Raw genomic sequence first — 13,216 nt, 5'->3', positions numbered from 1 at the left:
GCGGCATAAGATGAACAATCGGAGGTAGTGCTATGGCAGTATCGCTTCATTCTCGAACGATTTCAGATCCGGTGCAGATGGGCAGCTACCGACCAGAAGAGGTTACTTTTCTACTTAAAGATTTAAGTCAACTTGCGTTGGAACAAGGAACGGAAGACCGTGAAGAGGCGATTCAATCGGGTACGCATTATTCAGAAATGCTACCGATTGAATATGAGCCGTCACCGGAATATATTCAACTGTTCCATCGAGCATTAGAATCGTCAGCGTCGAAAGTGGCCTTGGCGGTCGCTGTCGTCGCGGAGAAGATTGTGCGGCGCAAAGGTTTGAATACGGTGCTCGTATCTCTAGCAAGGGCAGGAACGCCTGTTGGCGTACTTATTAAACGATACATCCTACAGAAGTATGGTGTAGAGCTGCCTCATTACAGCATTTCCATTATCCGTGGTAAAGGGATTGATGAAAATGCGCTCGTCTATATAGTAAGACGTCATCCTGAAAGCGCACTCCAATTCGTTGATGGCTGGACAGGAAAAGGAGCTATTCGAAAAGTGCTTATCGATGGCTGCCAGCAGTTTAATGCCATGTATGGCACGTCACTCGATGATGAGTTAGCTGTGCTTGCTGATCCAGGACACTGCACGCCGATATTTGGCACGCGGGAAGATTTCTTAATTCCGAGCGCATGCTTAAACGCGACCGTATCAGGGCTTATTAGCCGGACGGTTCTGCGTGATGATTTAATTGGGCCGCATGATTTTCATGGAGCCAAGTTCTACAAAGAGTGGGCGGACAGTGATAAGACCAATTTGTTCGTCGATACCGTGGCGGCTTACTTTACACAAGTGAGCGCTCAAGCGCAATCCGAGGTTAGTAACGACGATCAGTCATCACAAGCAAGTGTGGTTACTTGGCAAGGAATGAAGAGCATCGAACAAATCCAGCAACAATATGCTATTAAAAATATTAATCTCATTAAACCTGGAGTTGGCGAAACGACGCGTGTTCTGCTGCGCAGGGTACCTTGGAAAATACTCGTCGATCGGCTGGACAATCCGCATTTACAGCATATTTTACTGCTAGCGGAGGAGCGCAATGTGCCAATTGAACAGTTCGAAGGCATGACTTACTCATGCTGCGGTCTCATTAAGCCACTGAAGGAGGAGTAACGATGGGAGCAGCTATGGGAATAGCGAAGATGTTTGCGAGCGATCTAGATCGAACACTCATCTATTCAAATGCAGCGATGGGTGATGTACCTAGGCATATCCTGCGTTCTGTGGAGTGGTATAAAGGAAGAATCATTTCATATATGTCACAAGCTTCCGTTCGCTTGCTGGACGAGATTGTGAAGGACGCCTTGTTCGTGCCGGTCACAGCACGTACGACGGAGCAATATATGCGAGTATTTAAGTTTAGCGAGCAAATGAGGCCTACCTATGCGATTACGAGCAACGGGGGCAATGTTCTCGTAGACGGGACACCTGACCAAGAGTGGGCCATGCTTATACAGGAGCGTCTGAGAAGCAGCTGTGAGCCGGAAGTGATTAAAGCGATGTTCGATAAGATTGCTTCGCCACAATGGTGCTTCCAACAGTCGCTTGCGGAAGGGTTGTTCTACTCGATCAAAGTGGATCGCGAGAGGTTGCCCCATGATGAACTAGATTCCTTCCAGCGTGAAATCAGCAAGCTAGGCTGGCAGCTGTCCATTCAAGGCCGCAAAATATACCTTGTTCCACATGTGATCAACAAAGGCGACGCCATGTTGTTCGTCAAGGAACGAACAGGGGCACAGGGAGTTGCCGCGGCAGGCGATTCGCTGCTCGACGAGAGCTTGCTAGCAGTCGCGGATTTCGCGCTGGCGCCACGCCACGGCGAACTGTTCAGACGCTACGAGGCGAGCGGGCATGATCATATCCATTTTACGAGCGCATCAGGCATTTTAGCAGCTGAACAATTGCTGCAAGCTGTACATCAATACGTGCAAACGGGTCAGACTATCAACTTGAGGACGGTGCAATTATGACGAGAATTTGGTTTAATCGTTGGTTTTCCGTAGCCTATCATTATATGAATATGATTCGTAACAATGCGGACCAAGCACCATTTATGCTGTTCGGCACGCATCCAGATCCACAGCATATGTCCTTGCAGGCAGCTGACTATAGTGAGGCTGAGCCAGTACTGGAAGCGGAAGCGTATGTGGAATATGCACTTGATTTTTGCAAGCGGCATAGCATTGATATTTTTATTCCACGACTGCATATGTACGAGATTGCTCAGCACGCAGACCGTTTTGACGCGATAGGCACCAAGGTCATGGTGTGCCGTGATACGGAATTACTTCAGGCAATTATGGAAAAAGATAAAATGTATGCACTCATCCAACAGACCGATGACGTGGTAACTATTCCAGATTATGAAGTCGTCAATACCGCGGAGCAGTTTAAGCAAGCTTATGAGCGGATTACCGCTAAGGGACACCGTGTTTGCTTCAAGCCTACCAATTCCGAGGGTGGCATGGGCTTCCGTATCATTCATGATAAGCCACAATCGCTGCAAGATTTGTACGGTTGGGTCACACTAAAAATGACGTTTGACGAAGCGTATCACATTTTAGCGACGGTGCCGTCATTTGACGACATTATGGTCATGGAGCTGTTGGAAGATGATGAGTACAGCATCGACTGTCTAGCTTCAGAGACTGGCGAGTTGATTACAGCGATACCGCGCAAGAAATCGTCTCGCAGGCTGTATGAAATCGACGATATGCCAGAGCTATACCAGATAGCAGAGCGAATGGCGGAACGGTACAAAATCCCTTACGCATACAACATCCAAGTCAAGTATAATAAAGGTATTCCAAAACTATTGGAAATTAACCCGAGAATGTCAGGTGGGTTGTATATCACCTGTTTGACGGGAGTCAACATTCCGTATCTTGCGGTCCGAGCGGTTATGGGACAACAGGTTGATAAGCCAGAACCACAGTATGGCATACGGGCAGGGTACGTAGAAGACCCTATTTTAATTACCAGTTAGTTTGATTCGGGGGTGTTTCGATGTCAAAGCTTAAAGTAACGACTGGGTTTGCACTATTTGGCTACATATCGGGTTTAGTGTTAGACTCTGTGCTCGATCTTAGCTTTGTTTCATTAGCGGCGCCTGCGCTTTCTGTATTTTTGGCGTCGGGAACCGTGTATTACATGACCAACTCTAAACTAAAGGCTGCTGCCAAGCAGGAGGCTGCTAGGTCTGAAGTGCGCCTAGATGGAAGCACAGCCGCGCAAAGTACAATTGCGGCGCCTAGCGGTAGGGCGAACACGTTAAGTGCTGTCCCAACGAACGCTACGGTGCAATCGTCGAATAGTGTGCAGCAGCAAGAACCTCATCATGCGCTGGGGGAAGAATGGTCGCAATTATTAGAGTATATTGGCGCGATTGAAGATATGGTCATTTTAGAAGGGCAAAAAAATCAGCTGGACGATGAGATCGTCGAGAAGACGTTGTCTCTGCTCGCGCGGTTAGACCGTATCATTCCGCAACTTGTTGAGTTTAGCAATTCGGAAATGAATCATAACATCAAGCGTCTCGTACTGCGCGACTTAAATGGCGTTATTACACCGTTTTTGAATTTAAGCGGGGAAGCGAAGCGTCAGAACCGCCGTATTTTGCTGAACGGCTTGAAAGATATCAACTCCAAAATTACGTTCTATACCGAAACGATTGAACACAAAGATTTGATCGAACTGCGTTCAAAAGCGGAGCTGATTCATCAGCGTTACAATTCCAATGTCTTATAGAAGGAGATGAAGCACGATGTCAACGCAACTCGTACAATTGAAGGAAACGGATTTGTCCAAAGTCCAGCAGGAAGCGAAGCAGCTTATGCAAAAAGTTAGCACAACAGACGATATGCAATTGGACGTCTTAATGGACGAAATCGGTAAGATGGGCCAGCGCACCATGGAGCGGGCGAGTCAATCACTGCAAATGTTGGAGCGTCCTGTTAACGATCTGATGGCTGGCAAACGTACAGAAATTACGAACAACATTTTAAAATTACGCAATGAAGTTGATAGTCTGAGCAAAAGTAAGCAACTGGGCATCATGGATCGTTTGCTGCGCAAAGTTCCATTAAAGAACTATATTCACAAATATCAATCGGTCAAAACGAACGTGGATGCCATTGTTGGCTCTTTGCGCAACGGTAGAGATACGTTAGAAGAGAACATTGTGCATATGAAAAATTTGAAGCGTTCCTCGATTGAAGAGGTATACGCTTTGCAAGCGCGTATCGAGTTAGGTAATGAGTTGAAGCAGTTGTTTGAGCAGGAGATTGCGCAGACACACGATGCTGGCCGCAAAACTCATTTAGAGCGCGGGTTACGTAAAGTGGTAACGCGTATTCAATCGTTTACGGAAATGATTATGTTGTATCAGCAAGCGATTGCGGGTACGGACATCATTAATGATAATAACGATAAGTTGATTGATGCTGTCGAAGGCACGATTGATAAGACTCAGCATTTAATTACGGTGTCGGCGATGATTTCGTTGGCCTTGCAAGATCAAATGGACGTGATTGAGGCTGTAAATACCGCGAATAAGACGATTGAGAATCAGTTTGCGGAAAATGCCCGCCTGCTGCGTGAAACGACGCAGAAGACGAGTGAGGCGTTGACAAAGCCTGCGATGTCATTAGAAAAAATCAATCAGGCGATGTCAGATCTAACGGCAGCGATGGATATGTATGAGCAGTCGAACCGGACTATTATTAAGACGGCGACGGAGCATACGACACGTATGACGGAAATGAACAAGCAGTTAAATGATCGACTCGGCTTGAAAGCAGGCTCGCAACAGCAGTCAGCGCTTAAAGAGCCGTCCATTACGAGCTTGTTGGACTAACAGCGTTACCAGATTAAACGGATGTAATAGATGTGCTATATGAAATAAAATTCAATCCATCTAATCGATGTATTGCAAAGGGCAGCCCTAGTAGGGTTGCTTTTTATTTTACGATAAAGCTGTAAGTGAGAGTGAGGGACGTGTTGATATGATAACGAAATCTATATCAGAATGGATGAAGTTGTTTCTTCTTCTAACGTGCTTTGGTATAATGTAGCTTATTATCCAGACAAGCGAGGGATCGATGATGTTGGATTTTGAATTTGAGCTCATGTCAGATGCTACGATTAACATACGCTACAATTATGGTGGCGAGTGGTTTACTTTTAATATGTTCCAACAAGAAGATAGTTGGATTTTGCATCCATTTGATGGCAGTTTACTTGGTAACCGAGATGTGTGCCGCTTAGTTGTAGCGGATTTGTTCAACCACAAGCCTTTCCAAGTTATGCTGGCGAGGGAGCGGATTCCGCTATCGAATATACGAACCTCCATTGATCTAGAACCTGAAAGCACTCCTACCTCACGATCACGCAGAATAGACCGCAACCCAATTGATGACGAAATTATCCGAGATGGTACAAGAGATGATATTGACGACTTTATTCAACATCATTCATTAGAAGATGTGCTAGACCAAGAGATCGATTATATTCAGAACAGAGCTTCGTTATATAAAGAAATTTTACAGCGGATGTTTATGGACGGGCTAGGGCCGACAGATATTGAGTTTCAAAAAATTCAAGAAGTTGTACGCGCTTATAGCGATATGCTCGCCAAGGTAGTCTCTATTAATAATAGTCGGTGACAGTATGGTCTATAAGGAAAGGATACGTAACATGAGGCTTAAAAAAATGGGTATACTGTTTTTTATGTTTTTGTTATTGTCCTCTTTTGTACCTTTTGTTAGTGCAGGATCAGCTATAAGTGAAGCAGACAGAGATAGAATAAAAAAAGAGTATGGGTTGGACGAGTCTCCTCCTCCCAAAATCCATCTTTTCGATGGAAATATCGGAATGTCTTTTGCTCCTGAGCCTATAGATAGAAGCCCAATCAATGCGATGGCACACAACATTGCTGGCAAGCATCGAGGGCCACTGACTCCATTTATTACGCTTGTGCTGCTGCTTTGGTAGAACTATTACGAGTTATATGTTTTGAAAATGTTTTGAAAAAGTTCAAAGCTTTAAAGCTTTAAAAGCCAGTATACAGCTGGCTTTTTCTTATGAATAATAAAGTATAACGATATATAAAGGGGCTGTAATACGAATGGCATATCAAGTTATAGATGGCGTGCGTGTATGGGGGACACCGGATGATGGTGCGTTGGTACAAGCGAAAATGTGTGCAGAGACAGGCAATGTGGCTCAAGCATTGCTGATGGCTGATCATCATAAAGGATATAGCCAACCGATAGGCGGAGTTGTTGTATACGAGGGACAAATTTCGCCGTCAGGTGTTGGATATGATATCGCGTGCGGCAATAAAGCGGTGCGCACGAATATCATGGCGCAAGATATTAAAGGAAAGCTATCATTGATCATGGATGACATTGCGCAGCAGGTTTCGTTTGGTGTAGGACGGACGAGCAAGAAGCCTGTCGACCATGATTGCTTTGATGACCCGAATTGGGATGTCTTTAAAAATGTTGGCCAGCAAGAGTATGACAAGCTACGTGCGTTGGCGATAAGCCAATTAGGGACGGTCGGCAGCGGCAACCATTTTGTCGACTTGTTTGAGGAGCCGGAAACGGGCTTACTCTGGGTTGCTAACCACTTTGGCAGCAGAGGGTTTGGGCATAAGACAGCCAGCGGCTTCATTAATTTAGCTGCGGGGCGTCCGTTTTTCGGCAATGCGCCAGGTGAAAAGATGGATCAGCCACCGCTGTTGTTCGACATGACCAGCGAGCTTGGTCAAATGTATATTACTGCTATGAAGCTGGCAGGTCGTTATGCGTATGCGGGTCGTGATTATGTGATGGATCAGGTGCTGTCCATCTTAGGTGCGCAGGCTCAATTTGAAGTGCATAATCATCATAATTATGCTTGGGAGGAACAACATAACGGAAAGTCGTATATCGTTGTACGCAAAGGCGCAACTCCATCAGCACCGGGGCAGCTGGGCTTTATCGGGGGCAGTATGGGCGACATTTCCGTTATTGTGCGAGGGAAAGATACGGTTGAGAACCGTGAGTCATATTACAGCACTGTGCATGGCGCTGGGCGTGTCATGAGCCGGACACAAGCGGCAGGCAAGATGAACTGGAAGACGAAAAAACGGCTAGGTGGTCAAATTACAGATAAGCAAATGCATGATGCGGTACGCTCCTTCGGTGTGGAGCTGCGTGGTGCGGGCACGGACGAAAGTCCGTTCGTCTATCGCAAGCTGCAAACCGTACTCGATGCACATCGTGAGACGATCGATGTATTGCACGTGTTAAAGCCAATCGGCGTATGCATGGCAGGCGCAAATGAGTTCGACCCTTACAAAGATTAATCACTCTGATCAGGTATATCACTAATAATATAGCAACATATGTTCGTATGTAAAGTAAATTTTTCCTTAAGTTCGACGATTAAGGCAATAATGAGTTGAACAAGCACAAGGCGATTGTTATGATGTGAGAACCATTAGTTCACTAGCTTCAAATTGCAGCTACATAGAATGAAGTCGAACGAACACATGAAGAAATGTAATGCATGTGGAAGCGCTAAAGGGCTACCGAAAACATGAGTATTATAGAGAGTATGACTGTGGAGATTAGTGGAGCGGTCCAGAAAGTTTAAAAATGAAAGGGAAGAATGGTACATGACAACAAGCAAAGACAATCCAGAGAAGTGTACACAGTGGGACAAACAGACGCTAGTCGCACATGACTGTCACGATGAGCGGCATCATGGCGCTGTTACAATGCCTATGTATCAGAACAGCCTGTTCACTTTTCCTACGCATGAAGCGTTTTATGAGGCGCTTGATGCACCGCTTCAGCATCATTTGTACACCCGTGGTAACAATCCTACAGTGAACGAGTTGGAATGCCGCTTAGCGCTGCTTGAAGGCGGTGAGTCAGCACGGTGCTTTGCATCAGGCATGGCCGCGATTTCGGCTTCGATTTTGTCAGCTGTTAAAGCTGGCGACCACGTCATTTGCGTGGAGTATATTTACTGGCCGATACGTGATTTTTTAGAAAATTATTTGCGCCGTTTCGGGGTCGAAACGACTTTCGTGCACGGAGAGAACATGGCAGCGATTGAAGCAGCGGTGAAACCTAATACGACGCTTATTTTTTTGGAAAGCCCGACGAGCATGACGTTCAGGCTGCAAGACTTACAAGCCTGCGCAGAACTGGCTAAGCGCATCGGTGCAACGACGATCATTGATAATACGTGGGCTTCACCGATTTATCAAAATCCGCTACAGCTAGGCATCGACCTTGTCGTGCACTCGCTAACCAAGTATGTCGGCGGTCATAGCGACATCATCGGCGGTGTTATCATCGGCTCGAAAGAGCGGCTTGACCGCATCGGCAAGGAAGAATTCTGGCTGCTCGGCGGCATTATGACGCCGCAAGTGGCGTCACTTGCGATGCGCGGATTGCGCACGTTGCCGCTGCGGATGGAGAAGCTCCAGCAGAACGGCTTGCAGGTGGCGAGCTTCTTGGAAGGGCTCCCGTTCGTGGAGCGTGTTAACCACCCAGGCCTGACTAGCCATCCACAGCACGAGTTGGCTGAGCGGCAGCAGAGTGGTTATGGCAGCTTGTTCTCATTTGAGGCTGCGCTTTCTGCCGAACAAATACAGCAATGGGCGGACGGGCTTGATATGTTCCGCATCGGCTTGAGCTGGGGCGGCTATGAAAGCCTTGTGCAAGTATGGCGAAATACGTGTGAGGAAGACGGTAAGACGCTACGCCTTGTGCGGCTTTATATTGGCTTGGAAGACCCGAATTTGCTAATTGAAGATATGAAGCGTTCATTTGCGCGGATAGGGTTGAATTGCAGCGAGAAGTAAGCGTGAAGATTCACATTTTAAAATAGCTGGATTCCATATCTAGCCTTGCTCTAAGCAGGAACAACGGTATAGAGCAGCAGATATGGAATCCATATATACATCCCTACATCCCTACATCTTTACACCTTATACACGAACGGTGAAATCAGGTATAGGATCTGGACTAAAAGTAGCGTAGTTCAATCCGTATTGGTATGCCTCTTCTAACAACTTATCAAAATGCGCGGTTGCATTTTCATACTTTGCTCCGTAACTGCCATCCTCCAACACTTTACTACCCAGTGATTCATAAAGAAAAGCGACCTTGGACTCCTTGATACCCGTGAAGTTAGAAACTCCGATATTAAAGAAGTGACGCATCATGGCATCATATTGACGCTTCTTAAATTGCTGCTCCGATTCAGAAGCTAAGCCTAGCCACAATACACGTTTATGCGGAAGTTTGCTGCTGCCGCCGTACGCAAAGCCGTACGTCCAGACGCGATCGATGTAGCCTTTCAATATCGCGGGCACGCTGTACCACCACACTGGAAAAATGAAAGCCAATGCGTCGTTTCGTTTGATCCGCTCAATCTCAGTTTGCACATCACTCGCAAATGGTTTATTCGGATTCGACCAATCCGGCTCATCTACTTCCCGTAGCATGGGGTCAAATGCTGTTCGATACAAATCAACCAATTCAGCTTCATGACCTGCATCTGTCAAACCTTTAATAAAGCGCTGTGTAACGGCGAACGTCAGCGAGTTTTCGCGGGGATGGCTTACAACAGTGAGAACTTTCATTTGGATTCACTCCTTAACCAATATGATTGTGGCTTACGAGTTCCATCTTAATGTCTATAGTTACTATAGAGTCAAGGGGTGATTTTAATTTGCAGTTCCCAAAGTGTCGTATCGCTTCCGTCTGAAGTTGGTAAAGACATAATACAGCATTCTATAAAATCACCAACGGTGGAAATACCTTCGTCCACGATATACTGCTTAAACTCGTTATAGTGCCGTTCGTAGCTTGTCATGTAAGTATCCTCAATGACGAGGGATAAATAGGTTCCAGCGGGCAGCACCTCGTACTCATATCCGCTGAACAGACGCTCTGGATTCATAATAAATACATGAGTAGCTTGGATGATGTGATCGACCATCAACTTATGACGAGATACGATTGAGCCGGGCTGAAACGTTAAATAGGACGTTTCTCGCTCAAGCTTTCCAAATGCCTCATAGCACATCACTTCTAGCTCTGCTTGGGAAGAGGCTTCGATACGTTTAACTGCAATGCGTCGCTCGGGTAGCTCGATGGGGGTAATGATTCCGTTGCCGCATTGCTGCAGGCAGTTTATTTCAGATCTTTTTTTGCTGATTTGTCCTTTTAACGTGGACAATTGACGAATTTGTTCCTCGATCGTATGTTCATGTTTACACAATAAATCTTTGACATGCTCCAGCTTCAATGGCCCTGACAAAAATTGTTTCATTTCTTTTAGTGGTGTGTTCAGCGTCTTAAGTACTTTAATAAAGTCGAGAGCAACGAACTGATCGGCGGTGTAATAGCGATAACCGCTATCTTCATCGACGCGAGCTGCTTTAAGCAGTTCAATTTGGTCATAGTAGCGGAGTGTTTGCACAGGCAAATTAAATAGGTTGGACATTTCTCCAATCGAAAAATACCGTTTCATTCGATTCCCCTCCTCCCCCTATTATCGTATAAAAAAAGCCAGGTTCCTAGGAACCTGGCTTCATCTGTTACCTTATTTTAAAAATTAAGCATTTTTTCTTTCCAATTCTTTTTCAGCTTGCTCAGCTTCTGGTTCTACGTCTTTAGACATGAACCAACCTACAACAGCGATTAGGATAAGTACAGCGAAGAACGTACCTTTCCAAATTGGACTCTTGGAGAAGCCTTCTGGAAGAACAGCAAGCTCTGGGTGAGACAATGTAAATACAGCCAACTTAATACCAACCCATCCTACGATCATGAATGCTGCTGTTTCCAAGCCAGGCTTACGGTTAAGCAATTTAACGAACATTTGAGCAGCGTAACGCATAATAACAACACCGATAAATCCACCAATGAAGATAACGATGAATTGTCCTGCGTCCATACCACCGATTGTGCCTAGGCCAGTCGCTGGAAGTGTTACAGCCAATGCAACTGCTGCCAAAATACTGTCGACCGCAAATGCTAAATCTGCGAGTTCGACTTTAAGAATCGTGAACCAAAGGCCTGAGCCTTTACGCTTCTTCTCAGAGCCTTCTCCCTCATCAGGTTTAAGCACGAACTTCTTCAGCAAGTGGTACACGGAGATGAAGATCAAATAAACCGCACCGATAGCTTGTACTTGCCAAATGTTTACGAGCTGCGCAATGATGAACAAGGAACCGAAGCGGAATAAGAATGCCCCCGCCAAACCATAGAATAGCGCCTTCTTACGCTTTTCTTCGTCCAAGTGCTTGACCATTGTTGCAATAACGAGTGCGTTATCGGCAGCCAAGAGACCTTCTAGTCCAATCAGAACGACCAGTACCCATGCATACTCTAAAAATAGTGAAAAATCCATTAGGTCTCCCCCTTATGTTGTTTGTATTAAACAGTTAGACTGGATAATAATACGTACAAGTTTCAAAAAGGTTCAATATTTTTTAAATATTTTTGTTAACTTTTGTTGAACGGTGTCATTATGGCTAAGAATATAAAGTATATCACGATTAACTGGGGTTAGTGTATGTATTTCCTGAAGTAGTTAATGTAGAATATTGTGGAAATACTGTGTATAATATTGGGCGATGTAAAAGACACGTAATAATGGAAAGGAGATTGGTATGCTTCCTCCTCCGATTGTATATGCTGCAATACCTTGCTATAACGAAGCGGAAGCGTTGCCTGTCACAATTAAACAATTAACCGAAGTGTTTGAACAGCTTGCACAAGAGCGGCTCATTTCGAAGGAGAGCCGTTTATTGTTCGTCGACGATGGAAGTAAAGATGCGACTTGGTCGCTTATCGTTGCAGCGCAAGTAACTAACCGTTGGGTGCTTGGTTTAAAATTGGCGCGCAATGCCGGACATCAAAAAGCTCTGCTTGCAGGGCTGATGCACGCACGAAAATATGCGGATTGTGTCGTTTCTATGGATGCCGATTTACAGGATGATATTTGGGCAGTACGTGAGTTCGTCCTGAAATATAATGAAGGCTTCGAAGTTGTTTATGGGGTAAGACGCAGTCGCACGACCGACACTTGGTTTAAGCGCTGGTCAGCTGAATCCTTTTATAAACTGATGCAGGGTATGGGAATTCCGCTCGTGTACAACCATGCGGATTATCGATTAATGAGCAAGCGAGCGTTGGAGCAATTGTCTCGCTACGAAGAAGTGAATTTGTTTCTGCGCGGCATTGTACCGACGATAGGCTTTCGTTCCACGACGGTCGAATATGACCGGAAGGAACGTATTGCTGGAGAGTCGAAATATCCGCTGCGTAAAATGTTGTCGTTCGCCTGGGATGGCGTCACCTCTTTTAGTGTCAAGCCGATGCGCGTCGTGACGACGCTAGGCTTTTTGAGTTTAGGGGTAAGTATAGCCGTAGGCGCGTACGCGTTATGGTCTAAGATTCTCGGTGAAACGGTGTCCGGCTGGACTTCGATGATCCTGTCGGTCTGGTTTATCGGCAGTATACAACTGCTGGCGCTAGGCGTGATTGGGGAGTATATCGGCAAAATATATAGCGAAGTCAAACGACGCCCGCCGTTTATTGTCGAGGAAGCGCTTGTAGACGAGCCTTATCGTACGCTCGTATCTACGCAGCAGAAAGAAGAAGCGGCAGTAGTCGATTCCATGAAACATTAAAGGATGAGGCGATTGATGAAGCCACACCCTAACATGGCGACGCTATTCAGTCGCTACGCGCTTATAGGTATCGTAAATACAATAGTAGGTCTCGGAACGATATACATATTTTTGTACGTGTTCGGGTGGTCGCATCTTGCATCCACCTTTACAGGTAATGCGGTAGGTATCGGTTGCAGTTATGTGTTGAATCGACGGTACACTTTTCAAGGGCAAGGCCCGTCCTTGAGAAGTTTGTTGCGTTTTATCGGTGTAAGCCTAGGGTGTTATGTCGTGGCTTATGTGTTGTTGCATAGCGGCATTACGGCAGCAATTGCAGTTGTGCTGAGCATACTCCCAACTTGGGCTGCGAGCTGGCAAACGAGTTTAGTGGTCCTTGTCGAGGCAGGCATATACACGATCATTTCTTTTTTGATTCATCGAGCGTATACGTTCAAGATCAAGAAAGGATAAA

Annotated in this window: 14 protein-coding genes; 11 read left to right on the top strand and 3 right to left on the bottom strand. The window is 45.8% G+C overall.

The features are described 5' to 3' along the window. The first annotated feature begins 32 nt into the window (after positions 1-32). From KIK04_RS06965 to KIK04_RS06925, 9 genes are all read left to right on the top strand, one after another. Positions 33-1,169, top strand: a complete 1,137-nt coding sequence (locus KIK04_RS06965) for a cysteine protease StiP family protein (RefSeq protein WP_232277556.1) — start codon at positions 33-35, stop codon at positions 1,167-1,169. Between the two features lie 2 nt (positions 1,170-1,171). Continuing rightward, on the top strand, positions 1,172-2,026 hold the full coding sequence (locus KIK04_RS06960; RefSeq protein WP_232277555.1) for an HAD family hydrolase: 855 nt from the start codon (positions 1,172-1,174) through the stop codon (positions 2,024-2,026). Continuing rightward, entirely contained in the window at positions 2,023-3,042 is a 1,020-nt protein-coding gene (locus KIK04_RS06955; RefSeq protein ID WP_232277554.1) for an ATP-grasp domain-containing protein, read from the top strand. Before KIK04_RS06960 ends, KIK04_RS06955 begins: the two co-directional genes overlap by 4 nt. Before the next feature lie 20 nt (positions 3,043-3,062). Then, a complete protein-coding gene (locus KIK04_RS06950) occupies positions 3,063-3,803 on the top strand; it encodes a hypothetical protein (RefSeq protein WP_232277553.1) in 741 nt (246 codons plus the stop codon). A gap of 16 nt (positions 3,804-3,819) precedes the next feature. Continuing rightward, positions 3,820-4,911, top strand: a complete 1,092-nt coding sequence (locus tag KIK04_RS06945; protein ID WP_232277552.1) for a toxic anion resistance protein — start codon at positions 3,820-3,822, stop codon at positions 4,909-4,911. 244 nt (positions 4,912-5,155) lie between these two features. Continuing rightward, on the top strand, positions 5,156-5,719 hold the full coding sequence (locus KIK04_RS06940) for a hypothetical protein (protein WP_232277551.1): 564 nt from the start codon (positions 5,156-5,158) through the stop codon (positions 5,717-5,719). Positions 5,720-5,750: 31 nt separating this feature from the next. Continuing rightward, on the top strand, positions 5,751-6,047 hold the full coding sequence (locus KIK04_RS06935; RefSeq protein WP_232277550.1) for a hypothetical protein: 297 nt from the start codon (positions 5,751-5,753) through the stop codon (positions 6,045-6,047). 133 nt (positions 6,048-6,180) lie between these two features. Next, positions 6,181-7,407, top strand: coding sequence for an RtcB family protein (locus KIK04_RS06930; RefSeq protein ID WP_232277549.1), 1,227 nt, complete (start codon positions 6,181-6,183; stop codon positions 7,405-7,407). Between the two features lie 312 nt (positions 7,408-7,719). Beyond that, positions 7,720-8,919 (top strand): trans-sulfuration enzyme family protein, encoded by a 1,200-nt coding sequence (locus tag KIK04_RS06925; RefSeq protein WP_232277548.1) that lies wholly within the window; start codon positions 7,720-7,722, stop codon positions 8,917-8,919. Positions 8,920-9,045: 126 nt separating this feature from the next. Here the strand turns inward: KIK04_RS06925 and KIK04_RS06920 are convergent, their stop codons facing one another. The 3 genes from KIK04_RS06920 to KIK04_RS06910 form a co-directional block, all read right to left on the bottom strand. Further along, complete coding sequence (locus KIK04_RS06920; protein WP_232277547.1) at positions 9,046-9,702, bottom strand: NAD(P)H oxidoreductase; 657 nt, start codon at positions 9,700-9,702, stop codon at positions 9,046-9,048. 71 nt (positions 9,703-9,773) lie between these two features. Then, entirely contained in the window at positions 9,774-10,595 is an 822-nt protein-coding gene (locus KIK04_RS06915; protein ID WP_232277546.1) for a MerR family transcriptional regulator, read from the bottom strand. A gap of 84 nt (positions 10,596-10,679) precedes the next feature. Continuing rightward, positions 10,680-11,477, bottom strand: a complete 798-nt coding sequence (locus KIK04_RS06910) for a TerC family protein (protein WP_232277545.1) — start codon at positions 11,475-11,477, stop codon at positions 10,680-10,682. A gap of 262 nt (positions 11,478-11,739) precedes the next feature. On the opposite strand from KIK04_RS06910, the gene KIK04_RS06905 reads away from it, so the two are divergent. Both KIK04_RS06905 and KIK04_RS06900 read left to right on the top strand, forming a co-directional pair. Further along, on the top strand, positions 11,740-12,762 hold the full coding sequence (locus KIK04_RS06905) for a glycosyltransferase family 2 protein (RefSeq protein ID WP_232277544.1): 1,023 nt from the start codon (positions 11,740-11,742) through the stop codon (positions 12,760-12,762). Between the two features lie 15 nt (positions 12,763-12,777). Further along, positions 12,778-13,215 (top strand): GtrA family protein, encoded by a 438-nt coding sequence (locus tag KIK04_RS06900; RefSeq protein ID WP_232277543.1) that lies wholly within the window; start codon positions 12,778-12,780, stop codon positions 13,213-13,215. Position 13,216 lies beyond the last annotated feature (1 nt).

This window comes from Paenibacillus sp. 481, from assembly GCF_021223605.1.
Taxonomy (GTDB): domain Bacteria; phylum Bacillota; class Bacilli; order Paenibacillales; family Paenibacillaceae; genus Paenibacillus_B.
This window is presented reverse-complemented; position numbering and strand designations above follow the sequence as displayed.